This is a genomic window from Streptomyces sp. NPDC091377 (assembly GCF_044757045.1).
Taxonomy (GTDB): domain Bacteria; phylum Actinomycetota; class Actinomycetes; order Streptomycetales; family Streptomycetaceae; genus Streptomyces.
Genome location: NZ_JBIVUE010000019.1, coordinates 121,676 through 146,523 on the forward strand (window position 1 = coordinate 121,676; position 24,848 = coordinate 146,523).

The window sequence follows — 24,848 nt, forward strand, 5'->3', positions numbered from 1 at the left end:
CACTCCGGCGCTGCGCGGTCGCCGGTGCCGGTGCGCAAAAAGGACTTCCCCGCGAATAGGGTGTACGGGGGACGTCACCCCTCCCCTCCGTCCTCCCGCCCCCACCTCCCAGGAGTGCAGTGCCCCTCAGCCGACCGGTGCGCGCCGCCCGGCGTTCGCGTGTCGTCGTCGCCGCCGTCGCCGCCGTGCTGGCTCTGGCGGCCGTGTCGGGCTGCGGTGACACGGGTGGGCTCCAGGCGGCGGGGCCCGCGCCGACCGCCAGTGGTCCCGAGCGGCTGTGGCCGGAGCTGGCCCCGGCCACCTCCCCGGCGTACGCGCTGGAGGAGGGGGAGCGGGAGGTCGTCAAGGGCGTCGTGGCGCCCGGCGGCGATCTCCGTGAGGTCGACCCGGCGGCGCTGGTACGGGCCGAGATCGCCGCGCACCCGGACCAGTACCGGGGCGCGAAGGCGCCGTACCGGGAGACAGCCGCGCGGATGTCGGAGTGCGGGGCGGGCGAGGGCCGGGACCGGGAGCGGTGTCCGTTGCTCACGCCGTACTACCGCGATCTGACCGGCGACGGACGCGCGGATCTCACGCTGGGCTTCCGGCTGCCGCCGGGTGAGCTGACCGCCGTTCGGGTGTACACCGTCGAGGACCGTCGCATCGTGCGGGTCATGGCCTGGGACGACGCGTTCAGCTCGGCCGAACTCGCCGAGCGCGCGCTGGTCATGCGGCTGCCGTCGGACCTGCCCGGCTACGACTACCGGCTCCAGTGGACCTGGGACCCGCAGCAGCGGTCGATGCTGCTGACCCATGACGAGCTGGTCCGCGACGGCCCCCTGCCCTCGCCCTCCTCCTCACCGTCACCCTCGCCCTCGTCCTCACCGGCTTCCTCGCCCTCGCCCTCGTCCTCGGCCTCGTCCTCCGTGAGTCCGCGATGAGGCTTCCCCAGTGGGCCGGGACCCTGGCCGCCAAGGCGGCGCTGTTCATCACGGTGATGTGCTGCGCGCTCGCCGCGCTGCTCGGCATCCTGGTGCATGTGTCGGTCACCAACCAGACCGTCGGCCAGGCCCGTGAGCTGGCCCTGACCCGGCTGGCCGACACGACCCGGACGTACGAGGCCGGCGGCACCCCGCTGCCGGGCACGGCCATCGACCCCGCCGGGCTGCCGGAGCGGCTGCGGGAACTGGCCGCCTCCGGGCGGCGCGGCACGATGGTCGCCGACCACCGCGGCCACCCCACGATGTGGGCGGCGGGCCCGGCGGACGGCGGCAGGGCCCTCGCCGTGCGGGTCGACTACGCCCAGCAGGCCCGCACCATCGACGCGCTGGACCAGGCGATCGTCTGGTCCTCCGCGCTGGCGATCGGGGCGACGCTGCTGGTCGGCGCGGTCGCGGTGACCCGGGTGACCCGGCGGCTGCACGCCACCGCGCGGATCGCGCGGCGGATCAGCGCGGGCGATCTGGACGCCCGGGTGAACGACCCCCGGACCGCGGACTCGACCCGCCCGCAGGACGAGGTGGCCTCGGTCGCCGCCGCGCTGGACTCGATGGCGGGCTCGCTCCAGGGCAAGCTCCAGAGCGAGCAGCGCTTCACCGCCGATGTGGCGCACGAGCTGCGCACCCCGCTGACCGGGCTGCACGCGGCTGCCGAACTGCTGCCGCCGGGGCGGCCGACCGAGCTGGTGCGCGACCGGGTGGCGGCGCTGCGCACGCTCACCGAGGATCTCCTGGAGATCTCCCGGCTGGAATCCGGTCGCGAGCGGCTGGATCTGACGACCGAGGAACTGGGCGCGCTGGCCGGGCGGGTGGTCCGGGCGACGGGCGGCGGTACCGAGGTCGCGGTGGTGCGGGACACGCTGGTGGAGACCGACCGGCGCCGGCTGGAGCGGGTGCTGGGCAATCTGGTCGCCAACGCGCACCGGCACGCGCGTCCGCCGGTGGTGCTGGCGGTCAACGGCCCGCTGGTGACCGTACGGGACCACGGGGACGGCTATCCGGAGTACCTGGTGGCCCATGGTCCGCAGCGGTTCCGCACCGAGGGCGGCACCAAGGGGCACGGCCTCGGGCTGACCATCGCGCTGGGCCAGGCGGAAGTGCTGGGCGCGCGGCTGGAGTTCACCAACGCGCCCGACGGCGGTGCGGTGGCCCGACTGACACTGCCTCAACGCCCGCCCGGGGCGCCGCCGGAGGAACCGTCTAGCCCGGACGTGGCAGTGCCGGAGGAACGGCCTTAGCCCGTACGAGGAGCCGCGCCCCGATGGCGGATCGTGACGGGCGGCGGCCTCCGACCCCTCCTAATGTGGCGATTAGTCAGCTTTCGCCCTCTTCATGGAGGTCATCTCATGTCCATGTCCCTGCGCTCCCCCCTCACCCGCCTCGCCATAGCGACCGCCGCCGGCGCCCTCGCCGCCGGGGTCCTCGCGGCACCGGCCACCGCGGCCGACGAAGGCAGCGTCGGCGACACCCGACACGAGGACACCCGACACGAGGACACCCGGTCCGAGGACACCCGGCACGAGGACACCCGGTCCGGGGAAGGCCAGTACGAGGAAGGCCGGGAGGACGAGAGTCGCGATCATGAGTCGCGCGGCCACTACCGGGGACGGGTGACCGCCTCGACGCTGCTGCTGCGCAGCGAACCCCACCGGGGCAGCCGGGTGATCCGCTCGGTGCACCGGGGCCACATCGTCTCGATCTACTGCAAGACCTCGGGAGAGCGGATCGACGGCAACCGGCTCTGGTATCTGCTCACCGACGGAACCTGGGCGTGGGGTTCGGCCCGGTACATCGACAACATCGGGGCGGCACCGCGATGGTGCTGAGGACCGAAAACGCCCCCCAAGAGGTTGCATTTAGGTAAGTTCCGGACATGAGCAACGCCGGAACCCTGATCACGGCGGAGGCGTCCGTCTCCGCCGTGGGTCCTCCCCGGCGCCGGGGCGTGGAGCTGGCGCTGATCGTTCTCGCCGTGCTGCTGTCGGTGTTCGGGTACTGCGCGGTCGGGCTGGCCCGGACCGGTTCCGTACCGCCCGGCGCCGTGGGCTACGGGGCCGGGCTCGGCGGGCTCGCGCTGGTGGCGCATCTGGCGGTGCGGTACCGGGCGCCCTGGGCCGATCCGCTCCCGCTGCCGATCGGGGTGCTGCTCAACGGGCTCGGTCTGGTGCTGATCTACCGCCTCGACCTGGACACCCCGGGCGACCGCGCGGCCCCGGCCCAACTGGTGTGGTCCACGCTCGGGGTCGCCCTGTTCATCGTGGTCGTCCTGGCCCTGCGCGACCACCGCGTGCTCCAGCGCTACGCCTACGTCAGTGTGGCCGCCGCCCTCGCGCTGCTGATCGTGCCGATCCTCTTCCCGGCGGTGAACGGTGCCCGGATCTGGATCCGGATCGCCGGGTTCTCCTTCCAGCCGGGCGAGTTCGCGAAGGTGCTGCTCGCGGTGTTCTTCGCGGCCTATCTCGCCGCCAACCGCAACGCGCTCGCCTACTCCGGCCGCCAGATCTGGCGGTTCACCCGGCTCCAGCTGCCGACAGGGCGGGTGCTGGGGCCGATCGTCTCGATCTGGCTGCTGAGTGTCGGGGTGCTGGTCCTTGAGCGGGACCTCGGCACCTCGCTGCTGTTCTTCGGCCTGTTCGTGGTGATGCTCTATGTCGCCACCGGGCGCATCGGCTGGATCGCGGTCGGGCTGACGCTCGCTGCGTTCGGCGCGGTCGCCGTCGGCCGACTCGAACCGCATGTCGCCGCCCGGATCCAGGACTGGCAGCATCCGTTCGCCTCGATCGCGGCCGGTGAGGGCCCCAACCAGCTCGCCCAGTCGCTGTTCGCGTTCGCGGCGGGCGGCGTCCTCGGCTCCGGCCTCGGGCTCGGGCACTCCACGCTGATCGGCTTCGCCGTCAAGTCGGACTTCATCCTGGCGACGGCGGGCGAGGAACTGGGCCTGGCCGGGCTGTCGGCGATCTTCCTCTTGTACGGGCTGCTGGTGGAGCGCGGCTTCCGCGCCGGACTCGCGCTGCGCGACCCCTTCGGACGGCTGCTGGCGGTCGGGCTCTCCTCGCTGGTGGCGCTCCAGGTGTTTGTGATCGCGGGCGGGGTGACCGGGCTGATCCCGCTGACCGGCATGGCGATGCCGTTCCTGGCGCAGGGCGGTTCGTCGGTGGTGACCAACTGGGCGATCGTGGCGCTCCTGATCCGCCTGAGCGACTCGTCCCGCCGCCCGCCCGACGAACCCGGGAAGGGCCATCGCCCGCCCGACGAGGCCGGGAAGGGCCATCGCCCGCCCGACGAGGCCGAGAAGGACCGCCGCCCGCCCGACGAACCCGGAGCGGGCCATCGTCCGCCCGACGAGGCCGGGAAGGACCGCCCTGCGGGCGGGGTCGGGGCGGAGGGGGTCGGGTGAGCGCGGACATGACGCGGCATGTGCGGCGGGCGGCCGTGTTCTGCGCGCTGCTGCTGGTCGCGCTGCTGGTGAACGCCACGCGCGTGCAGGTCGTGGAGTCCCGTGCCTACGGCGAGAGCACGGCCGACCGGCGCGGGGTCATCGCCCGCTACGGGCAGCCGCGCGGCGACATCCTGGTCGGCGGCCGGTCCGTCACCGGCTCGGCCGACACCCATGAGCAGCTCCGCTACGAGCGGACCTACACCGACGGTCCGCTCTACGCGCCGGTCACCGGCTTCGCGTCCCAGGTGTACGGCACCACGCTGCTGGAGCACGCGCAGGATCCGCTGCTGTCGGGCACCGACCCGATGCTGTCGCCGTTCCCGCTCTGGAACGACCTCGCGCGCAGCCGGAACGCGGGCGGGGACGTCGTCACCACGCTCGACGAGGGCGCGCAGCGGGCCGCGTACTCGGGGCTGGGGGCGCGCAAGGGCGCGGTGGCGGCGGTGGAGCCGGCGACCGGGCGGATCCTCGCGCTGGTCTCGACGCCGTCGTACGACCCGGCGGTGCTGTCGGGGAACGGGCCGGCGGTGGAGCGGGCGTGGGGGCGGCTGAACGGGGACCGGGAGAAGCCGATGCTCAACCGGGCGGTGCGGCAGACGTACCCGCCGGGGTCGACGTTCAAGGTGGTGACGGCGGCGGCGGCGCTGGACGCCGGGGTGATCGGGGATCTGGACGCCCCCACCGACTCCCCCGCCCCGTACACCCTGCCCGGTACCCGGACGACCCTCACCAACGCGTCGGACAGCTGCGCGGACGCCTCGCTGCGGGAGGCGTTCGAGTGGTCGTGCAACACGGTGTTCGCCAAGCTCGGCGTGGACACGGGCGTCGCGTCCATGGCGGCCACGGCGGAGGCGTTCGGCTTCAACGACACCGGGGTGCGGATCCCGTTCTCGGTCGCCGAGAGCACCTTCGACACGAGCGTGGACCGGGCGCAGCTCGCCCTGTCGTCCATCGGGCAGTACAACACCCGGGCCACCCCGCTCCAGATGGCGATGGTGTCGGCGGCCGTCGCCGGCAACGGGCAGGTGCGGACGCCGTATCTGGTGGAGCGCACGACGGCCGAGGACGGCTCCCCGGTGGACCGGGCGGGCCCGCGTCCGGTGCGTCAGGCCATGCACCCGGTGACGGCGATGCGGATGCGGGAGCTGATGCGGAACGTGGTGGAGGACGGCACCGGCACCAACGCGGCGATCCCGGGCGCGGTGGTGGGCGGCAAGACCGGCACCGCCCAGCACGGGGTGGACAACACGGGCACCCCGTACGCCTGGTTCGTCTCCTGGGCGCAGGCCGAGGGCGACTTCGAGCCGAAGGTCGCCGTCGCGGTGGTGGTGGAGGACGCGGCGGCGGACCGGGGCCACATCAGCGGCAACGGGGTGGCCGCGCCCATCGCGCGGGAGGTCATGAAGGCGGTGCTGGGGACCGGGGGCGGGAAGTCCCGGGGCGGGCGGCGCTGACCGGTCCGTGGGACCGGGGGGGGGACCCGTCACCCGCGCTCCTGGCCTGCCGTTCGGTCCATGGCTCCGGCGGCGCAAGAGGGACGCGGGCAACGCCGTCGACGTACCCGTGTCCGGGGACGCGTGGCCACGCCCCGCCGGTGGCCACCCGGCCACGGCCGGACCTGCCGGAGCCGGGTCCGGGCGGGTCAGCCGATCGGCTCGCGCATCTCCTCGCGGACCTGGAGCGCGACCTTGGCCGCGGCCTCCAGGTCGACCTCCTGCGGGTCCATGGCGATGGTCTCGGGGGTCACCTCGGCCACCGACGCTCCGGTGTTGCCGTCCACCCAGCCGCAGGTGGGGATGGTGATCTTGGAGCCGAGCTGGTCCTGGGTGAGGACCTCGCAGGTGACCGTGGTGCCCTCCAGGTCGAAGTCCTTGGGCGGTACGGCGACGGTGGTGCCCTCGGCCTCCCCCGCGCCCTCCATCATGTTGCCGCGCGCCGTGTCGGTGTTCTGGAAGCGGCCGTACATGCCGGACACCACCAGCGTGCCCTTGGCCTCGTCGCCGCCCAGGCTGTAGGTGGCGACGACGGCCGTGGTGTCCTTGGCGTCCCAGGCCCCCTCGGCCTCGTCCTCGATCGCCTGGCCCTCGGTGTCGGAGAGGTCGTCGGCGAGTTGGTAGCGCTCCTCCAGGAGGGTCTCCGGCACGGCCAGCCGGTACTCGGCCTCGGGGAAACTGTCCTCGATCTCATTGCCGAGCAGGGCGAGTCCGCCGACGACGATCACACCGAGCGCGACGACACCGCCGACGATGCCGAGGATCAGCCCGGTGCGCTTCTTCTTCGGCGGCGGCGCCATCGGGACGCCCCACGGCTGGGCCTGCTGGGGGTAGCCGTAGGCGGCACCCTGCTGCGGGCCGGGCGGCGGGGCGCCGTAGGGGGCACCCTGCTGCGGGGCCTGGCCGTACGGCCCCTGGGGCGGCTGGGGTTGCTGCGGCGGCTGGGCCGGCTGCCCGTACGGTCCTGGCTGCTGCCCGTAGGGGCCCGGCTGATGACCCTCGGGGCCGGGCTGACCGCCGTACGGGTTCTGAGGAGGCTGTGGAGGCGTGGACACGCCAGAACGGTACTCCACCGGAGTGAATCGCCGCGCATCGGAGTGAACAGACGTGCGGGGCGAAACGCGGGTGAACCGGGGGGAACCAGGGGTATTTTCCCGATCGCCCCACGGAGCTGAACGGGAGTCAGGCCGTACGCCGACAAGTCGGGCCGAAGGGATTGACGCCCTTGCTGACACGCAGTCTCATAAGAGGTCCAGGGGTGACCCGGCGTCACACGGTCACGGGGTCGCCCACGAACCGCGCTGCGCACGACGAGGTGGGACGACCATGACGACCCTGACGGAAGCCGACGCGCTCGACGGGCTGCGTGACGCGCTGGGGCTGCTCAAGGACCGCGAACAGGTCGCCGAGCGGCTGCTCGCCGCTTCCGCCAAGCACTCCTTCGACCCGGACGAGGAACTCGACTGGGACGCCCCCTTCGAGGACGGCAAGTGGTTCTGGCCGCCGGAGCTGGTGTCGCTGTACGACACCCCGATGTGGCGGCGGATGAGCGAGGAGCAACGGATCCTGCTCTCCCGGCACGAGGCCGCGGCACTGGCCTCGCTGGGCATCTGGTTCGAGATCATCCTGATGCAGCTGCTGGTGCGGCACATCTACGACAAGGCGGCGACGAGCGCCCATGTCCGCTACGCGCTCACCGAGATCGAGGACGAGTGCCGGCACTCGAAGATGTTCGCGCGGCTGATCACCCGCGGCGAGACCCCCTGGTACCCGGTGAGCCGGGCCCACCAGAACCTCGGCCGGCTGTTCAAGACCATCTCCACGACCCCGGGGTCCTTCACCGCCACCCTGCTCGGCGAGGAGATCCTCGACTGGATGCAGCGGCTGACCTTCCCGGACGAGCGGGTGCAGCCGCTGGTCCGGGGCGTGACCCGGATCCACGTCGTGGAGGAGGCCCGGCATGTGCGCTACGCCCGCGAGGAGCTGCGGCGCCAGATGGTGACCGCGCCGAAGTGGTCGCAGGAGTTCACCCGGGTCACCTCGGGCGAGTTCGCGCGGGTCTTCTCGGTGGCGTTCGTGAACCCGGACGTCTACCCCGGCGTCGGTCTGGACCGCCGTGAGGCCATGGCCCAGGTCAGGGCGAGCGGCCACCGCCGCGAGGTCATGCAGACCGGCGCCCGCCGCCTCACCGACTTCCTGGACGACATCGGCGTGCTGCGGGGCGTGGGCCGCCGCCTGTGGAAGTCGTCGGGGCTGCTGGCGTAGGCCCGGGCCGGGTTGTCAGGGGGTGGCTATACGCTGCGGGCATGACCGCCGCCCCCGCCTACCGTCGGCTGAGTGTCGAGGAGCGCCGCAGCCAGTTGCTGGAGGCCGCCCTCGGGCTCTTCGCGCACCGGGCGCCCGAGGAGGTGTCCCTGGACGACGTGGCGGAGGCGGCCGGGGTCTCCAGGCCGCTGGTCTACCGCTACTTCCCCGGCGGCAAGCAGCAGCTCTACGAGGCCGCCCTGCACTCCGCCGCCGACGAGCTGGAGCAGTGCTTCGACGAACCCCTCGAAGGGCCCCTGCTCGCCCGTCTCGCCCGCGCCCTCGACCGCTACCTCGGCTTCGTAGACGAGCACGACGCCGGGTTCAGCGCCCTCCTGCGCGGCGGCAGCGTCGCCGAGACCTCCCGGGCCAGCGCCATCGTGGACGGCGTACGGCGGGCCGCGGCGGTGCACATCCTGCGCCACTTCGGCGTCGCCGAACCGGGGCCCCGGCTGCGGATGACCGTCCGGATGTGGATCACGGCGGTGGAGGCGGCCTCCCTCATCTGGCTTGACGAGGAGAAGCAGCCCCCGGTGGCCGAGCTGCGGGACTGGCTGGTGGAGCAGTTCGTCGCGATGCTCGGGGTGACGGCGGCCCGGGACCCGCAGACCGCGGGCGTGCTCGCCGCCCTCGCCGCCGGCGATGGCTGACACTGGTGCCGTGAAGAGCGAAGACACCCCCTTCGAGGGCGGACCCCTGGACGGCCGGGTGCTGCCGGTGCTGCTCGGCGTCACCGGGCACCCGCCGAAGACGTACCGCGTCCCGGTCCCGGACCCGGCCGGCGGCGAGCCCACCGTGCTGGTGTACGTCCGGGTGCCGCGCTCCGCCTCCGGCCGGGTCGGACTGCGCGACCGCTGGAAGTACGTCCACGCCCCCGACGGGGCGCCCCGCACCCGCCGCCGGTGGCCCTGGTCGAAGCCGGACGACGCGCACGGGTGACCTCGTTACGCCAGTCACGCCATCCCGCGCCCGCTGGACGCGCGCCCGCGCCCCGGCCCGCGCATCCTCACGGTGCGGGGCGGAGACGCCTCCCCGCACCGGAGGTGATGAGGTGTCAGGAAGCCTTCTGCGGCTGGCCTGCACGGTCGCGGTGGCGGCCCAGGCGCTGTGCGTCCCGCTCCCCGCGGCGGCGGCCCCCGAGCCGGCGGCGCCCGGTGAGCGGTCCGTGGCACGGCTGCTGACGGACCTTCAGCGGCTGTACCGCGAGGCCGAGCGGGCCACCGAAAGCTACAACGCCACCGAGGAGAAGCTGCGCGGACAGCGGGCCGAGGTGCGCCGGCTGGAGACCGCGCTGGGCCGCGCCCGGCTCTCCCTCCACGACAGCCGGGCCGAGGCCGGCCGCCTCGCCCGCCAGCAGTACCAGTCCAGCACCGACATCTCCCCGTACGTACAGCTGCTGCTCGCCCGCGATCCCCAGCACGCCCTCGACCAGGGGCATGTGATCGGGCAGGTGGCGCGGGAGCGGGCGCAGACCGTGGAACGGCTGGAGAAGGGGGAGCGCCGGGCCGACACCCTCGCCCGCCAGGCACGCACCGCGTTCGACCGGCAGCACGCCCTCGCCGAGGAGCGGAGGAAGCAGCGCGACGAGGTCCGGGGGCGCCTGGACGACGTGGAGCGGCTGCTCGCCTCCCTCACCGCGGGACAGCTCGCCGAGCTGGCCACGTTCGAGTCCAAGGGGATCGCGAAGGCCCAGGACACCTTCATGGCCTCCGGCGCGCTCAGCAGCACCGCCCGCACGCCGACCGGGGCCGGTGACCGGGCGCTGCGCTACGCCGTGCGGCAGCTCGGCAAGCCGTACGAGTGGGGTGCGGAGGGGCCGGCGTCGTACGACTGCTCCGGGCTCACCTCGCGGGCGTGGGCCGCCGCGGGGACGCCGATCCCGCGCACCAGTCAGGAGCAGTGGGCGGAACTGGACCGGGTGGCGCTGGCCGAGCTGCGCCCCGGGGACCTGGTGGTGTACTTCCCCGAGGCCACCCATGTCGCCCTCTACCTCGGCGACGGCCTGGTCGTACAGGCCCCGCGTCCCGGCGCCGCCGTGAAGGTCTCCCCGATCGCCGCCAACCCGGTCCTGGGCGCCGTACGCCCGGACCCGGGGGGCACCCCGCTCACCGCGTACACCCCGCCGAAGCTCCCGGCCGGTGCCCGGGACGGGTCGGACGAGGGGTACGCGTCGGCGCGGTCGCCGAAGGCCGTACCGCCCGGGAGGGCCGGAGGCCGTCAGCCGGAGACCGACTCCAGGTAGGCCCGGGTCTTCTCCGGCTCGTAGAAGAAGTTCTCGAAGTCGGACGGGTCGTCGAAGCCGTTGGCGAAGCGGTCGGCGACCGGCTGGATCTGTCCGGCCGCGCCGATCAGGCCGAGGATGTGCTCCGGCGGCGGGGCGAGCATGGCGTTGGTCCACTTGGTGACGGGCTGGGCCGTCTCCCAGTAGCGGTCGAAGGTGGCCTGCATCCAGGTCCCGTCGAATTCCTGGTCGCCGTGGTCGAGGATCGACGAGAGGTAGGAGGCCGCGCACTTGGCGGCGGAGTTGGAACCCTGCCCGGTGATCGGGTCGTTGGCGACGACGACGTCCGCGACGCCCAGGACCAGGCCCCCGCCGGGGAGGTGGCCGATGGGGTTGCGGACGGTGGGGGCGTAGCGGCCAGAGAGGGTGCCGCCCGCGTCGGTCAGCTCGACCTTGGTGGCCCGCGCGTACTCCCAGGGCGTGAACCGCTCCATGAGTTCCAGGGTCAGGGAGAGGTGCTCGTCCGGGTCCTTGACGCCGTGGAAGGCGTCGAGCGGGCCGCCGGGTATGCCCTCCCAGAAGAGGATGTCGGCCCGGCCGGACACGGTGAACGTCGGCATGACGAAGAGTTCGCCGACACCCGGGACCAGATTGCAGCGGACCGCGTCGAAGTCGGGGTGCTCGGGGCGCGGGCCCAGCCCGTGCACATAGGCGACGGCCAGCGCGCGCTGCGGTTCGGTGTAGGGCGAGCGGGAGGCGTCCCGGCCGAACATCTGCACCAGCTCGCCCTTGCCCGCCGAGACCAGCACCAGGTCGTAGGTGCGGGAGAAGTAGTCGAGGTCGCCGACGGCCGCGCCGTGGATGACGAGCTGGCCGCCGCGCTGGGCGAAGGTCTCCATCCAGCCGGCCATCTTCACCCGCTGGTCGACGGACTGGGCGATGCCGTCGAGCCTGCCGACCCAGTCGATGATCCGCTCGGTGGGCCCGGGGTCGTGCGAGCCGGGCGCGGCGACCGACACGCCGAGCCCCTCGATCCTCGGGGCCTGGGACTCCCAGAAGTTCAGCTGGAGGTCGCGCTCGTGCTGGAGTGCCGTGTGGAACATGCACTGCGTCGACATGACCCGGCCGGACCGGATCTCGTCCGCGGTCCGGTTCGACATCAACGTGACCTCGTACCCGTGCGACTGGAGGCCGAGGGCGAGCTGGAGGCCGGACTGACCGGCTCCGACGACGAGTATCTTCCGCATGCGGCTGCTGACTCCTAGATCGGGGCTACTCGGGGGTGGCGTCGAGCGCGTGGCCGACGAGAGCCAGGAGGGTCTCGATCACGGAGATCCGGCGCCGCGCATCCATGATCATTACAGGCACGTGGCCGGAAATCGTCAACGCTTCGCGCACATCGTCCGGGTCGAACGTGTCACTGCCCTCGAAGTGGTTGACCGCGACGACGTACGGCAGCCCGCAGCTCTCGAAGTAGTCGAGCGCCGGGAAGCAGTCCTTCAGACGGCGGGTGTCGGCGAGCACGACGGCGCCGATCGCGCCGCGCACCAGGTCGTCCCACATGAACCAGAACCGCTGCTGACCCGGGGTGCCGAAGAGATACAGCACCAGGTCGTCGTCGAGCGTGATGCGCCCGTAGTCCATGGCCACGGTGGTGGTCATCTTGCCGGGCGTGGCGGTGAGGTCGTCGGTCTCCTCGCTCGCCTCGGTCATCAGGGCCTCGGTCATCAGCGGAGTGATCTCCGACACCGAGGTGACCAGGGTGGTCTTGCCGACCCCGAAGCCACCCGCCACCACGATCTTGGTAGCGATGGGGGCCCGGGTGCGGTCGGTCTCCCAGGACCGCAGGTTTCCGTCCTCGCCGAGGAGCGGAGCGACGCCCGAGGCGGCGTCAGAGACGACGGAGTCCACTCAGCACCCTTTCCAGCAGCGCCCGCTCCGGCCGGCCCACGCCATGGCCGGTTCCGGTTCCGTACACACGGATCTTCCCCTGGTCCGCGAGGTCGCTGAGCAGCACCCGGACCACGCCGAGCGGCATCTTCAGCAGCGCCGCGATCTCGGCCACCGTACGCATCCGGCGGCACAGTTCGACAATGGCCCGCATCTCCGGCATGACCCGGGCGAGCGAGCCGTTGGCGAGTTCCTTGCGCTCCTCCCCCGCCTCCAGCGCGTCCGTGGTGGTCGCCACAAACGTCTCGACCAGCAGGACGTGCCCGAAGCGGGTCCGGCCACCGGTCAGCGAGTAGGGGCGGACCCGGGCGGGCTTGCGGTCGCCGCCGCGCACCGGGAGTCTGCGTGGGTCGCCGTTCGGCTGTCCCGTGGGAGGGCCGTCAGTCATCGATCACTCCCGGCCGACTCGGTCTCCAGGGATTTCCGCAGCTCACTGCGGAGTTCGGGGGTCAGTACATGTCCGGCGCGGCCGACGAAGAGCGCCATGTGGTACGCCACCACGCTCATGTCGCACTCGGGCGAGCCGTGCACGCCGAGCAGCGAGCCGTCGCTGATCGACATCACGAACAGGCTGCCCTCCTCCATGGCGATCATGGTGTGCTTGACCCCGCCGAACTCCAGAACCTTGGCGGCGCCGACGGTCAGGCTGCCGATGCCGGAGACGATGGTGGCGAGGTCTCCGGAGGAGCCGCGCGGGCCCGTCGGGCGCTCCTCGCGTGCCTCGCGCGCTTCCGCGTTCCTGCCGGGGTCGGAGGAGAGCAGCAGCAGCCCGTCCGAGGAGACCACCGCGACGGAGAGGATGCCGGGCACCTCCTCGACGAGGTTGGTCAGCAGCCAGTGCAGATTGCGGGCCTCACTGCTCAGTCCGAACGTACTGGGCGCGGTCAACTGCTTGCCTCCTCGACGGTTCCCCCCGTGGATTCTTCGGCTTCTGCGGGTCCTGCGGGTTCTGCGGTTCCTGCGGGTTCTGCGGTTCCTGCGCCGGGCGTCCCGTTCAGTTGCTCGGTCTGGCCCGTCTGTTCGGCGATCTCCGCCCGGACGTCCCGGTGCCCGGCCTCGGCACCCTTGCGGAACCCGCCGAGCCGGCGGCGCAGCGCCTCCGCGTCCACGGAGCCCATGCGCTGGCGGGGCGCCGACTGCGGGGCGGTGATCCTCGGGGTGCGCTTGGGCAGCCCCTTCGCCGTGACCGCCTCCTCGGCAGCCGCCTCCCCCAGCGGCTGGTCGGGAACGCGTTCATGGGTGTCGGGGCCGATGGCGTAAGGGTCGGACAGGGCCGGTGCGCGGTCGGACGACGCCGGGGACGGGGCCGGCCCCCCGGCCGACTCCTCCTCGGGCTCCTCACGCGCGTCGGGCTCCGCCGGCTCATGGGCGGCGCCGGGTGCTTCGGGTACTTCGGGTACTTCGGGTACTTCGGGGTGTACGGGTTCTTCGGCTCGTGCGGGGGCTTCGGCTCGTGCGGGGGCTTCGGATGCCTCGGGGGCTTGGGATGCCTCGGGGGTTTGGGCCTGTGCGGGTGCTTCGGCTTCCTCGGGCACCTCGGGGGCCAGCAGCTCCATCGTGGTCTCGGAGACGCTGGGCTCGTACACGGGCGCGGACGGGGTCTCCGCCACGGCGTCCCGCTCGTTCTCCGCCGACGGCTCCGGCTCCGGCTCCGGGGCTTCCGGGTCTGCCTCTGCTTCCGCCTCTGCCCCTGCCTCTGCTTCCGCCTCTGCTTCCGCCCGGGTCTCGGCTTCCGCTTCCGCGACGGCCTTCTCCGCCAGGGCCACCAAGGGGTCCTGGCCCTCGGAGCGGCCGTACAGAACGTTGGAGTTGGCCTCGGCGTCGGCGCCGGGCAGCGAGACGGACTGGGTGGTGTCGGGGGCGGGCGAGGGGGCGGGGACGGCGGCCGGGCGGGCGGCGGCGAGCAGTGCCTTGGGCAGCACCACCACGGCCGCGATGCCGCCCTGTTTCTGGTCGCGGAGCTGCACCCGCACCCCGAGCCGCTGGGCGAGCCGGGCCACCACGTACAGCCCGAGCCCGAGACCGGCCTCACCCTCCTGCTCGTAGGGCGCCTCGGGGTCGAACTCGGAGAGCCGGGCGTTGAGCCGGGCCATCCGCTCGTCGGTCATCCCGATGCCCTCGTCCTGCACCGAGAGCATCACCTCACCGCTCTCCAGCAGCCAGCCGGAGACCTCCACGGGCACGTCCGGCGGGGAGAAGGCGGTGGCGTTCTCCATCAGTTCGGCCAGCAGATGGGAGAGGTCGTCGGCGGCGAACCCGGCGGCGTGCGCGTGCGGCGGCAGCGCGGCGATGCGGATGCGGTCGTAGCGCTCGATCTCGCTGACGGCGGCGCGGACGACATCGACCAGCGGGACGGGGCCGCTGCTCTGCTGGACGTGTTCGGTGCCGGCCAGGACGAGGAGGTTCTCGCTGTGGCGGCGCATGACGGTGGCGAAGTGGTCGAGCTTGAAGAGGGTGGCGAGCCGCTCGGGGTCGTCCTCGCGCTCCTCCAGCCCCTCGATGACGGCGAGCTGGCGCTCCACCAGGCCGAGGGTGCGCAGGGCGAGGTTGACGAAGGTGCCGCCGATGCTGCCGCGCAGCCGCTCCAGGGCGGCGGTGGAGTCGGTGAGTTCGCCGCGCAGCACCTCGCGGGCGTCGGCCATCTTCTGCCGCTGGGCGATCAGGTGCTTGCGGTCGGACTCCAGGGTGGCGAGCCGCTCGTGCAGCGCGACGGCCTGTGCGTGCAGGGTGTTGACGTGCCGTACGACCTGCGCGAACTCATCGTTGCGGCCGGTGAACTTCACCGCTTCGGCGGTGCGCGGGTCCTCGGTCCCGGCGAGCCGCTTGGAGCCGAGGCGGAGCACGGCGAGCGGGCGGGTGAGGGTGCGGGCCATGGCGGTGGCGATCCCGACGGCGAGCAGCAGCAGCGCGCCGAGGGCGCCGATCCGGATCTCCAGCGCGGTGACGTCGTCGTCGCGCAGGGCCTCCAGGTCGGTGGTGCGGCGCTCGTAGAGGGCGGACTCGACGCCGCGCATCAGTTCGATCCGGGCGGAGAGCGCGGCGTCCAGCTTCTTGGTGCCGGTGCCGATGTCGTCCTCGTCCAGCACGGGCTGGTCGGTGAGGTCGGCGAGGTACTTCTCGGCGGAATTGACCTCGGGACCGGTGACGGTGGAGTCGTAGGAGGACTTGGCGCGGTCGGGCGCGGTCTCCCGGAAGCCGGCGAGGGCGGCGTCGGAGCGCAGCCGGGCCTGCTGGGCGGCGGCGGTGAGCGCCTCGCGGACCTTGGCGTCGGCTTCGGAGGTGACGTCGGTCTCGACGGGCAGACCGGTGAGCGGGTCGAGTTCGGTCTCGGTGGTGGTCGGGACGCTGAGCGCGGCGAGCAGCAGTCCGCGGGTGGCGGCGGCCTGCTGGACGGCGGTGTCGAGGTCGGCGAGGGCGTGCGCGCCGGAGCCCGCGCGCGGGGGGATCTCCTCGGCCAGTTGCTCGGCGAGCCGGTGGAGTTCGGCGATGGCCGCGGAGTACGCCTGATGCGCTTCGAGGGCGCTGCTCTTGCCGGTGAGGGCGGCGCGGCGCACGCTCGCGATGGCGTCGAGGTCCTCGCGCAGGGCGACGGGGAGGTCGGTGTCGGCGTGCATCTCGGCGACCTGGCGGTCCACCCGGGCGCCGCGGTCCTCGGAGGGCGCCTTGGACTCGGGGCGGCCGGCCGCGACGAAGGCGATGACCTCGTCGCGCTCGTCGGCGAGGGAGTGCGCGAGGGTGAGGGCGTTCCCGGTCTGCTCGGAGAGGGTGACCAGGTCCTGGGTGTCGCTGAGCTGCTGGGAGGCGGCGAGCACCGAGGGGGCGCCCGCGCCGACGATCGCCGCGGCGACGACGGCCACGGCGATGATCAGCCGGTTGCGTACATGGGTGGGCCTGCCCCGGCCGACCGGGGGGCCCGCCTGGATCCCGGCGAGGGGTCCCGTGGGGATTCCCGGGGGAGGGCCGCCCGCGGGAGTGCCGGGTGCGCCTGGCGTCTTGGGTGCGCCTGGCGTGCCGGGTGTGCCTGGCGTGCCGGGTGCGCCTGGCGTGCCAGGTGTGCCAGGTGTGCCGGTGCCGGGCGGGGTGCCCGGGGTGGTGCCGGGTGTGGCGCCGGGGACAGCGCCTGGGGTGATGCCGGGGGTGGTGCCGGGCGTGTGCTCCGGGCCTCCCTGGGAGGCCGTCCGCTTGTCTTTGCGCCGAAGCCGCGTCTTCTGCACCGGTGCTCGCATTCCTGACTCGCTGTAAGGGGCCGGGTGACGTTCCGTCAATTCGGTGCAACTGGTGCGACCTCACCCGGTTTCGGTGACCGACCCTCCCAGTGCCGTTGGGTGGTGGTCGCGCATCATCGGACCCGCCACCCGAAGGAGTGAACATCGGAGGGGAGTTGGCGGGCAAGTTCCTCCGGCGCATGCTGACGGCTTTCCACAGCGCGCCAGTTGGACGTCGGGGGCCTGCTTTGACAGGATTCGCCGTCACCAGTTCCCGGACCCGTGCATTCTCCCGCAAAACCGGCGGCTGACCTGCGGCGCGGCGCTGTTCGGGCACCGGTTACCAGCCGTTCGCGCACGTTGTGAAGGGGTCGTGCAGACTGGCGTGATGCGTACGGAACTGGTTTCGGAGCCCGGCGACCGGGAGCGGCCCAACGAGGACTTCGCGAGTGTCGGACTACCCGCTGCGGGACAGGGTGGTTCGCTCGTCGTGCTCGACGGGGTGACACCACCGCGAGACGGGACGGGTTGTCTGCATTCCGTCCCGTGGTACACCGCGCGCTTGGGTGGCGCTCTGACCGAACTGACCGTTTCACTCCCCGATATCCCTCTTGTGGAAGCCTTGTCGCTCGCCATCGCACGTACCGCGTCAGCTCACTCCGAAACCTGTGACCTTTCTCACCCTCGCACCCCACAGGCCACGGTGGTCACGGTCCGGTGGACCGCCGAGCAGGTCGAGTACCTGGTGCTCTCCGACTCCGCACTGCTGCTGCAAGCGCCCGACGGCCTGGTCACCCCGGTGCTGGACGACCGGCTCGACCGGCTGCCGCGCACCTCGCTGACCTCGGACGCGCTGGCCGACGCGACGGTCCGCAACAAGGAGGGCGGCTTCTTCACCGCCGCCGCCGACCCGACCGTGGCGGCGCGCGCGGTGACCGGTACCGTGCCCCGCTCCGAGGTGCGCGCCCTGGCCGCCCTGACCGACGGGGCGACCCGCTGGACCGAGAAGTTCCGCGAGGGCGACTGGACCGCCCTGTTCACCTACGTCCGCAAGAACGGCCCGCAGGCCCTGATCGACCAGGTGCGGACGCTGGAGCACGCCGACGCGCAGGAGCGGACGTATCTGCGGCGCGGCAAGACGCATGACGACGCGACGGTGGTGTACGTGGAGCCGTGAGGCGCCTGGGGTGTCCGGGGTGCCTGGGGTGCTTGGGGCGGGGCGCTTGGGGTGCCCGGGGTGCCCGGGCGGGGCACTTGGGGTGCTCGGGGTGCCCAGGCGGGGCGCTTGGGGTGCTTCGGGCGCCTGCCGAGGCGCCCGTCAGGGCTGCTTCTCCATCTCGTGGTTGAGCCGCTGGAGCAGCCGGGCGAGTTCGGCCACCTCGCTGCGGTCCCAGTGGGCGAGCTTGCTGACGTAGCGGGCGCGGCGGGCCTCGCGGACCCGGCCGACGCGTCTGCGGCCCTCCTCGGTGAGATGGACCAGCCAGGCCCGGCCGTCCGCCGGGTCGGGTTCGCGGGCCACAAGACCCAGCTCCTCCAGGGCGCGCAACTGACGGGACATGGTGGCCTTGCCGACACCGATGTACCCGGCGAGGTCCGTGGCCCGCTGCCGCCCGCCCTCGTCCAGCCGGACCAGCAGCCCGTACGCCGACGACTCCAGATCGGGGTGGACCTCGCGGGCCATCTCGCCCTGGTTGGCCCGGGCCCGGCGCATGAACATCGTCAGTTCCCGCTCCAGCGCGAGGAACTCCTGGTCCACACCACTCACCGCCACGCCGGATTCGCCGCGATGTCCGTCGCCGTTTCCGCCCTCGTGCACGTCAGCACCCCTGCCCGGTTTCCCGTTCGTGAAAGTTTCCGCCAGGAGCCGTCATCTCCGCAGCTCCGTCAGTATTTCTCAGGCGTAGACCAACGGCAGCCTCCGGCGCCCCTTCCCACCCGGTGTTCTACGTGCGTAGCTTCATGAGCAGACCCTCACTGGCATGCCCACCTCAACACTATCCGCGGGGGCGGGCCGACGACGCCCTGCCCCCACGGTCCACCCCCGGGCCTGCCCGCACCTCTCTCTCCCCACCCCCCTCCCACTCCCCCCACCGGGCACCATCGAGTCTTCGGAGGCACGTCCACCATGCCCGTGCACAGATCCGGAACGGCCCGCCCCCGGCACCTCACCCCCACCGCGATCCTGCTCGCGGCCTGTTCGCTCCTCGCCGTGCTGCTCACCGGCCCGCGAGCCGCCGCGTCCACCCCCGCGTCGGACCCCGTCCCCGCCCGCGGCACCGCCCACATGGGCATGGGCGTCATCCCTCACGACGGACAGCACGGCACCCCCGCCCCCGGCCGGGCCGCCCAGACCGAGGGCGTCGACGTCAGCAGCCATCAGGGCAATGTGGCCTGGTCGACGCTGTGGAACAGCGGCGTCAGATGGGCCTACGCCAAGGCGACCGAGGGGACGTACTACACCAACCCCTACTTCGCCCAGCAGTACAACGGCTCCTACGGCGTCGGCATGATCCGTGGCGCCTACCACTTCGCCACCCCCGACACCACGAGCGGCGCCGCGCAGGCCCACTACTTCGTGGACAACGGCGGCGGCTGGTCGCGTGACGGCAGGACCCTGCCGGGCGCGCTCGACATCGAGTGGAACCCGTACGGCGACGCCTGCTACGGCAAGACACCGAGCCAGATGGTCGGCTGGATCCGCGACTTCCTCACCACCTACCGGGCCCGCACCGGCCGGGACGCCGTCATCTACACGGCCACCAGCTGGTGGACCCAGTGCACCGGCAACCACTCCGGCTTCGCCGCCGCCAACCCGCTGTGGATCGCCCGCTACGCCGCGACCGTCGGCACCCTGCCGGCCGGCTGGGCGTACTACACGATGTGGCAGTACACCTCCACCGGCCCGACCGTCGGGGACCACAACCGGTTCAACGGGGCGCTGGACCGGGTGATCGCCCTGGCCAACGGCTGAACACCGACCGGCCTGGCCGTACGGCCACCTGTCCGGTAGAGACGCCGTCGTGGCCGTACCTGTGGGCGCCCGTCGCAGCCGTATGTATGTATCTGAGGACGCCCGTCGTGGCCGTACGTACCTGAGGCCGCCCGTCGTAGCCGTACGTACCTGAGCCCGCCCGTCGTGGCCATACCTGAGCACGTCGTCGCCCTACGACGAGGGCCCGGGGTCTCCCTCAGGGGGCACCCCGGGCCCTGCCCTCCCGGCCACGTCCGTCACGCCGCGACCGGAACCTCCGGCGCCGCGCTGTTCCTGGCCGGCGCCAGCGCCAGCTCCAGCACCTGGCGGACGTCGGTCACGGCGTGGACGTCGAGCGTGTCCAGCACCTCGGCCGGGACGTCGTCCAGGTCGGCCTCGTTGCGCTTGGGGATGATGACGGTGGTCACCCCGGCCCGGTGCGCGGCGAGCAGCTTCTGCTTCACCCCGCCGATCGGCAGCACCCGCCCGGTCAGCGAGACCTCACCGGTCATCGCCACGTCCGTGCGGACCAGCCGCCCGGAGAGCAGCGAGGCCAGTGCGGTCGTCATGGTGACGCCCGCGCTCGGGCCGTCCTTGGGGACCGCGCCCGCCGGGAAGTGGATGTGCACACCCCGGTCCTTCAGGTCGGCCACCGGCAACTCCAGTTCGGCGCCGCGCGAGCGCAGGAAGGACAGCGCGATCCGGGCGCTCTCCTTCATCACGTCGCCGAGCTGCCCTGTGAGGGTCAGCCCCGCCGCGCCGGTCTCCGGATCGGCCAGGGACGCCTCCACGAACAGCACGTCACCGCCCGCGCCGGTCACCGCGAGTCCGGTCGCCACGCCGGGCACCGCGGTACGCCGCTCGGCCGGGTCCTGCGCGGACTCGGGCACATGGTGCGGCCGGCCGATCAGTCCGCGCAGCTCGGCGTCCGTGACGGTGAACGGCAGCTCGCGCTCGCCCAGTTCGTGCTGGGCCGCGACCTTGCGCAGCAGCCGGGCCACCGAGCGCTCCAGATTGCGTACGCCCGCCTCGCGCGTGTACTCACCGGCGAGCTTGCGCAGCGCGCTCTCCGCGACGGTCACCTCGTCCTTGCCGAGCCCGGCCCGCTCCAACTGGCGCGGGAGCAGGTGGTCGCGGGCGATGACGACCTTCTCGTCCTCGGTGTAGCCGTCGAGGCGGACCAGCTCCATACGGTCGAGCAGGGCCTCCGGAATGGCTTCGAGGACGTTGGCGGTGGCGAGGAAGACCACGTCGGACAGGTCCAGCTCCACCTCCAGGTAGTGGTCGCGGAAGGTGTGGTTCTGCGCCGGGTCCAGGACTTCGAGGAGGGCCGCGGCGGGGTCGCCGCGGAAGTCGGAGCCGACCTTGTCGATCTCGTCGAGCAGCACCACCGGGTTCATCGACCCGGCCTCCTTGACGGCCCGTACGATCCGGCCGGGCAGCGCGCCGACGTAGGTGCGCCGGTGGCCGCGGATCTCCGCCTCGTCCCGGACACCGCCGAGCGCCACGCGGACGAACTTGCGGCCCATCGCGTGCGCCACGGACTCGCCGAGGCTGGTCTTGCCGACGCCGGGCGGGCCGACGAGCGCGAGCACGGCACCGCCGCGCCGCCCGCCGACGACGCCGAGTCCCCGGTCGCCGCGCCGCTTGCGCACCGCCAGGTACTCGGTGATCCGCTCCTTCACGTCCTCCAGACCGGCGTGCTCGGCGTCCAGGACGTCCTTGGCGCCCTGGATGTCGTAGGCGTCCTCGGTCCGTTCGTTCCACGGCAGTTCGAGGACGGTGTCCAGCCAGGTCCGGATCCAGGAGCCCTCGGGCGACTGGTCGCTGGACCGCTCCAGCTTGTCGACCTCCTTGAGGGCGGCCTCGCGGACCTTCTCGGGCAGATCGGCGGCCTCGACCCGGGAGCGGTAGTCGTCGGACTCCTCGCCCTCCTTGCCGCTCTCCCCGTTCAGCTCGCGCAGTTCCTTGCGGACGGCCTCCAACTGGCGGCGGAGCAGGAACTCGCGCTGCTGCTTGTCGACACCCTCCTGGACGTCCTTCGCGATGGTCTCGGCGACATCCTGCTCGGCGAGGTGGTCGCGGAGCTGCTGGGTGGCCAGCTTCAGCCGGGCGACCGGGTCACCGGTCTCCAGCAGTTCGATCTTCTGCTCGGTGGTCAGGAACGGCGAGTATCCGGAGTTGTCGGCCAGCGCCGACACCTCTTCGATGGCCTGCACCCGGTCCACGACCTGCCAGGCACCGCGCTTGCGCAGCCAACTGGTGGCCAGCGCCTTGTACTCCTTCACCAGCTCCGTGACATGTCCGGGCAGCGGCTCCGGCACGGTCTCGTCCACCCGGGTGCCCTCCACCCACAGGGCGGCACCGGGACCGGTCGTACCGGCACCGATCCGCACCCGGCCGCGCCCGCGGATCAGCGCGCCGGGATCGCCGTCGGCGAGACGGCCGACCTGCTCGACCGTGCCGAGCACACCGGTCGTCGCGTACACCCCGTCGACCCTCGGCACGAGGAGCACCCTGGGCTTGCCGGGCTCCGACCGCGCCGCGACCTGCGCGGCCTCCACGGCAGCGCGTACGTCTGTGTCATTCAGGTCCAGCGGTACCACCATCCCGGGCAGCACGACCTCGTCGTCGATCGGCAGCACGGGCAGGGTGAGCGGTGTGGACGCCCCGAACCCAGCGGACTCAGCAGCCATGATCTCCCCTTCGGCAGTCAAGTTGAGTTATGCCGACTCAATGCTTGTGAGCCCCTCATTGTTCCCCGACCCCTGTTCGCTCTGAGCGATCGGCGGCGACACCCCTGGTGACGAACCAGAACGACCGGGGGGACCCGGGGATTCCGACCCCGCCGCGACCAGGTAAAGTAATAGATCAATCAGCCGAAGGACCATTACAGGTTGGCTCTTGCGGGCGAGCCGAGGACAGTCACGGGGAATGGGATGGACGAGACGGTACGGGCGTGGATCGACGGATGGGTCGTGTCGCGCGGGGCGGCGGCACCGACGGCGGAGCCCTGGGGCTGGACGATCGACGTCGGCCTGCCGAAGGAGGTCCGTCGGCATGTCCTCGGCGCCGTGAACGAGGGCGTGACCGAGGAGACGGTCCGCGCGGTGGCGGGCCCGGTGCGGGGCCCCGGGGTGTGGCTGAAGGCGTTCGCGCCGCCCGAGCTGGTCGGGTCCTGGCTGGGTCCCGACTGGTGGATCGACCCGGACCCGTCGTCCCTGATGTCGCTACGGCTCCCCGCCCCGGCCCCCGAACCGGCCCCCGAACCGGCGGTCCGCCGACTCCACCCGCACTCTCCGTTCCATCCGCCCCGCCCGCTCCCCGAGGGCTACCGGCTGCGGACCTGGACGCGGGCCGGGGTGACCCGGGTGCTGATCACCGGGGCGGACGGTTCCTTCGCGGCCCGCGGACAGGTCGCGCCGACCGGCGCCACCGCCGTGGTCGACCAGATCGAGACGGACCCCGCCCATCGCCGCCGCGGGCTGGCCGGGACCGTCATGCGTGCCCTGCACCGGGCGGCGGCCGAGCAGGGTGCCCGTACGGCCGTCCTGGGCGCCACGTCCGAGGGCCGGGCCCTCTACACCTCCCTGGGCTGGCGGGTGGTGGCCCCGCTGACCAGCGCGAAGTACACGGGAAGCGGGGCGGGGGTCCGTGGGGAAGGAAGGACGGAGGGGACGGCGATGTCAGTGCCGCCTCCTAGCATCCGGCCATGAGCATGATCGGAAGATACGTCCGCCTGACCGCCGCGGAGCTGGACCGCGCGCTCGCCGACCCCGCCTGGGCGCTGCTGCGCGTGGAGGAACTGAGGGACGAGGAGGACGAGTGGGAGGAGGAGGCCCCGCCGCGCGAGCCCCGCTCCCACAGCACGGACAAGACCTGGCACGCCCTGCACTTCCTGTTGGGGCGCCACCCCGTCCCGGTGGACGTCGTCCACGGCGAGGAGGACCTCCCCGGCGCCGACGACTGGGGCTACGGACCGCCCCGCTACCTCACCCCCGACCAGGTCCGCCGGGCCACCGAGGCCCTCGCCGCCGTGACCCCCGAGGCGCTCCCCGCCGGGGCCCGACCGGCGGACCTGGCCGCCGCCGGTGTCTACCCGACCGCCGTCTGGGAACGGGACGAGCCGTTGGACTGGGTGATCGCCCATTACCAGGACCTGACCCGGTTCCTCAGGATCGCGGCCCGCTACCGACAGGCCGTGGTGGTGTGGGTCGACTGAACGCCCCACGCCAGGAGGGCAGGCCCGGCCCGGCACCCCCGCTGCCGGTGTGAGGTCTCCGTTCGCGGACCGGGCCGCCGTGGGCGGGCGATGTGGAAGCATCCGCCTCCCCGCGTTCACATCCCGTCAAACCGCCGTAGGAAATCCCTTCAGCCGCGCGGCGGAGAACTGCCAGGATGGGCGGATGCCCGCCTCCTCCCCCGCGTCCACCGCCGAGCCCGCCGATCCCGGCGCCGAGCCCGCCGCACGTGAACGGGCCACGCCCGCCTCGGCCGTGTCGAAACCGGGCGCGTCCGACCCGGCCGTGTCCGAACCGGGCGCGTCCGACCCGGCCGGGTCCGACGCGAGGTTGGCCGACCCGAGGGCGTCTGACGCGGCCGTGTCCGAGGGTCCGGTGGTCCTCGACCGCCGTGACGGCCCGTACGGCGAGGTCGTGCTGCGCAGGCACGGGGAGTTGCTCCAGATCATCGCCAACGGCTGTTTCCTGATGGACACCTCGGACGGCCGCTCGGAGCGACTGCTGGTCGACGCGGCGCTGACCGCCCTGGACGACCGCCCCGAACCCCGGTTGCTCATCGGCGGCCTGGGCGTCGGCTTCTCGCTCGCACACGCCGCCGCCGACCCGCGCTGGGGCAGGATCACCGTGGTGGAGCGCGAGACGGCGGTCATCGACTGGCATCGCCGGGGACCGCTCGGCCCCTACTCCCGTGAGGCACTGGCCGATCCACGCACGGAAGTTCTGGAAACCGATCTGATCGACCACGTCAATGAGACGTGCGCCACGTATGACGTGCTCTGCCTCGACATCGACAACGGGCCGGGCTGGACCGTCACCGAGGGCAATGACGGGCTCTATTCGGAAGCCGGAATCGCAAGCTGCGCAAGGGCCTTGAGGCCCGGCGGGGTACTCGCCGTATGGTCCGCGAAACCCTCTCCCGAATTCGAAGGAACCTTGGGGAATGCCGGATTCCAGCGTGTGCGTACCGAAGAGGTGCCGGTTGCCCGGGGAGTTCCGGACGTCGTACATCTCGCCGTCCGGCCTGGATAGCAAATGCGTGGTGACAGC

The 24,848-nt window shown here is 72.6% G+C and carries 22 protein-coding genes; 14 read left to right on the forward strand and 8 right to left on the reverse strand.

The features are described from left to right. Window positions 1-119 precede the first annotated feature (119 nt). The 5 genes from ACIQNG_RS31935 to ACIQNG_RS31955 all read left to right on the forward strand — a co-directional run bounded on the left by ACIQNG_RS31935 (window position 120) and on the right by ACIQNG_RS31955 (window position 5,870). Entirely contained in the window at window positions 120-920 is an 801-nt protein-coding gene (locus ACIQNG_RS31935; RefSeq protein ID WP_401489810.1) for a hypothetical protein, read from the forward strand. Continuing rightward, entirely contained in the window at window positions 917-2,215 is a 1,299-nt protein-coding gene (locus tag ACIQNG_RS31940; protein ID WP_401489813.1) for an ATP-binding protein, read from the forward strand. Before ACIQNG_RS31935 ends, ACIQNG_RS31940 begins: the two co-directional genes overlap by 4 nt. A gap of 114 nt (window positions 2,216-2,329) precedes the next feature. Then, complete coding sequence (locus ACIQNG_RS31945; protein WP_401489869.1) at window positions 2,330-2,803, forward strand: SH3 domain-containing protein; 474 nt, start codon at window positions 2,330-2,332, stop codon at window positions 2,801-2,803. Between the two features lie 47 nt (window positions 2,804-2,850). Further along, window positions 2,851-4,374, forward strand: coding sequence for an FtsW/RodA/SpoVE family cell cycle protein (locus ACIQNG_RS31950; RefSeq protein ID WP_401489816.1), 1,524 nt, complete (start codon window positions 2,851-2,853; stop codon window positions 4,372-4,374). An 8-nt stretch (window positions 4,375-4,382) separates the two neighbouring features. Further along, a complete protein-coding gene (locus tag ACIQNG_RS31955) occupies window positions 4,383-5,870 on the forward strand; it encodes a penicillin-binding transpeptidase domain-containing protein (RefSeq protein WP_401489870.1) in 1,488 nt (495 codons plus the stop codon). A gap of 188 nt (window positions 5,871-6,058) precedes the next feature. Here the strand turns inward: ACIQNG_RS31955 and ACIQNG_RS31960 are convergent, their stop codons facing one another. Next, entirely contained in the window at window positions 6,059-6,964 is a 906-nt protein-coding gene (locus ACIQNG_RS31960; protein ID WP_401489819.1) for a hypothetical protein, read from the reverse strand. Window positions 6,965-7,235: 271 nt separating this feature from the next. Here ACIQNG_RS31960 and ACIQNG_RS31965 point away from each other — a divergent pair, with 271 nt between their 5' ends. The 4 genes from ACIQNG_RS31965 (at window position 7,236) to ACIQNG_RS31980 (ending at window position 10,455) form a co-directional block, all read left to right on the forward strand. Next, window positions 7,236-8,174, forward strand: coding sequence for a diiron oxygenase (locus ACIQNG_RS31965; protein ID WP_401440143.1), 939 nt, complete (start codon window positions 7,236-7,238; stop codon window positions 8,172-8,174). A 41-nt stretch (window positions 8,175-8,215) separates the two neighbouring features. Further along, window positions 8,216-8,863 (forward strand): TetR/AcrR family transcriptional regulator, encoded by a 648-nt coding sequence (locus ACIQNG_RS31970; RefSeq protein ID WP_401489822.1) that lies wholly within the window; start codon window positions 8,216-8,218, stop codon window positions 8,861-8,863. Next, window positions 8,856-9,152: a hypothetical protein gene (locus ACIQNG_RS31975; protein ID WP_401440139.1), complete on the forward strand. Its 297-nt coding sequence runs from the start codon at window positions 8,856-8,858 to the stop codon at window positions 9,150-9,152. The genes ACIQNG_RS31970 and ACIQNG_RS31975 overlap by 8 nt, the downstream gene beginning before the upstream one ends. A 112-nt stretch (window positions 9,153-9,264) precedes the next feature. Next, the gene (locus ACIQNG_RS31980; RefSeq protein WP_401489825.1) at window positions 9,265-10,455 is read left to right on the forward strand and encodes an NlpC/P60 family protein; all 1,191 of its coding nucleotides are present in this window, start codon (window positions 9,265-9,267) and stop codon (window positions 10,453-10,455) included. Here ACIQNG_RS31980 and ACIQNG_RS31985 read toward each other — a convergent pair. From ACIQNG_RS31985 to ACIQNG_RS32005, 5 genes are read right to left on the reverse strand one after another with little or no spacing between them, the layout of a single operon-like run. After that, the gene (locus ACIQNG_RS31985) at window positions 10,431-11,681 is read right to left on the reverse strand and encodes a styrene monooxygenase/indole monooxygenase family protein (protein WP_401440135.1); all 1,251 of its coding nucleotides are present in this window, start codon (window positions 11,679-11,681) and stop codon (window positions 10,431-10,433) included. The genes ACIQNG_RS31980 and ACIQNG_RS31985 overlap by 25 nt on opposite strands. A gap of 25 nt (window positions 11,682-11,706) precedes the next feature. Then, window positions 11,707-12,345, reverse strand: a complete 639-nt coding sequence (locus tag ACIQNG_RS31990; RefSeq protein WP_401440134.1) for a GTP-binding protein — start codon at window positions 12,343-12,345, stop codon at window positions 11,707-11,709. Then, window positions 12,326-12,772, reverse strand: a complete 447-nt coding sequence (locus tag ACIQNG_RS31995) for a DUF742 domain-containing protein (RefSeq protein WP_401489829.1) — start codon at window positions 12,770-12,772, stop codon at window positions 12,326-12,328. Before ACIQNG_RS31995 ends, ACIQNG_RS31990 begins: the two co-directional genes overlap by 20 nt. After that, window positions 12,769-13,272: a roadblock/LC7 domain-containing protein gene (locus tag ACIQNG_RS32000; RefSeq protein ID WP_401440131.1), complete on the reverse strand. Its 504-nt coding sequence runs from the start codon at window positions 13,270-13,272 to the stop codon at window positions 12,769-12,771. The genes ACIQNG_RS31995 and ACIQNG_RS32000 overlap by 4 nt, the downstream gene beginning before the upstream one ends. After that, a complete protein-coding gene (locus ACIQNG_RS32005; RefSeq protein WP_401489873.1) occupies window positions 13,269-16,331 on the reverse strand; it encodes a nitrate- and nitrite sensing domain-containing protein in 3,063 nt (1,020 codons plus the stop codon). The genes ACIQNG_RS32000 and ACIQNG_RS32005 overlap by 4 nt, the downstream gene beginning before the upstream one ends. 646 nt (window positions 16,332-16,977) lie before the next feature. Here ACIQNG_RS32005 and ACIQNG_RS32010 point away from each other — a divergent pair. Further along, on the forward strand, window positions 16,978-17,766 hold the full coding sequence (locus tag ACIQNG_RS32010; RefSeq protein WP_401489831.1) for a hypothetical protein: 789 nt from the start codon (window positions 16,978-16,980) through the stop codon (window positions 17,764-17,766). A 141-nt stretch (window positions 17,767-17,907) separates the two neighbouring features. On the opposite strand, the gene ACIQNG_RS32015 is transcribed toward ACIQNG_RS32010, so the two are convergent. After that, window positions 17,908-18,405, reverse strand: a complete 498-nt coding sequence (locus ACIQNG_RS32015; protein WP_401440127.1) for a MarR family winged helix-turn-helix transcriptional regulator — start codon at window positions 18,403-18,405, stop codon at window positions 17,908-17,910. 309 nt (window positions 18,406-18,714) lie between these two features. On the opposite strand from ACIQNG_RS32015, the gene ACIQNG_RS32020 reads away from it, so the two are divergent. Then, window positions 18,715-19,560, forward strand: coding sequence for a GH25 family lysozyme (locus tag ACIQNG_RS32020; RefSeq protein WP_401440125.1), 846 nt, complete (start codon window positions 18,715-18,717; stop codon window positions 19,558-19,560). Between the two features lie 257 nt (window positions 19,561-19,817). On the opposite strand, the gene lon is transcribed toward ACIQNG_RS32020, so the two are convergent. Continuing rightward, the gene (gene lon / locus ACIQNG_RS32025; protein WP_401489836.1) at window positions 19,818-22,256 is read right to left on the reverse strand and encodes an endopeptidase La; all 2,439 of its coding nucleotides are present in this window, start codon (window positions 22,254-22,256) and stop codon (window positions 19,818-19,820) included. Between the two features lie 243 nt (window positions 22,257-22,499). On the opposite strand from lon, the gene ACIQNG_RS32030 reads away from it, so the two are divergent. The 3 genes from ACIQNG_RS32030 (at window position 22,500) to ACIQNG_RS32040 (ending at window position 24,830) form a co-directional block, all read left to right on the forward strand. Next, window positions 22,500-23,276 carry a GNAT family N-acetyltransferase gene (locus tag ACIQNG_RS32030; protein WP_401489839.1) on the forward strand — a complete coding sequence of 259 codons (777 nt, stop codon included), beginning with the start codon at window positions 22,500-22,502 and terminating at the stop codon, window positions 23,274-23,276. Continuing rightward, window positions 23,273-23,782 (forward strand): YfbM family protein, encoded by a 510-nt coding sequence (locus ACIQNG_RS32035; protein ID WP_401489840.1) that lies wholly within the window; start codon window positions 23,273-23,275, stop codon window positions 23,780-23,782. The genes ACIQNG_RS32030 and ACIQNG_RS32035 overlap by 4 nt, the downstream gene beginning before the upstream one ends. Window positions 23,783-24,161: 379 nt before the next feature. Continuing rightward, complete coding sequence (locus tag ACIQNG_RS32040) at window positions 24,162-24,830, forward strand: spermidine synthase (protein ID WP_401440274.1); 669 nt, start codon at window positions 24,162-24,164, stop codon at window positions 24,828-24,830. Window positions 24,831-24,848: the final 18 nt, after the last annotated feature.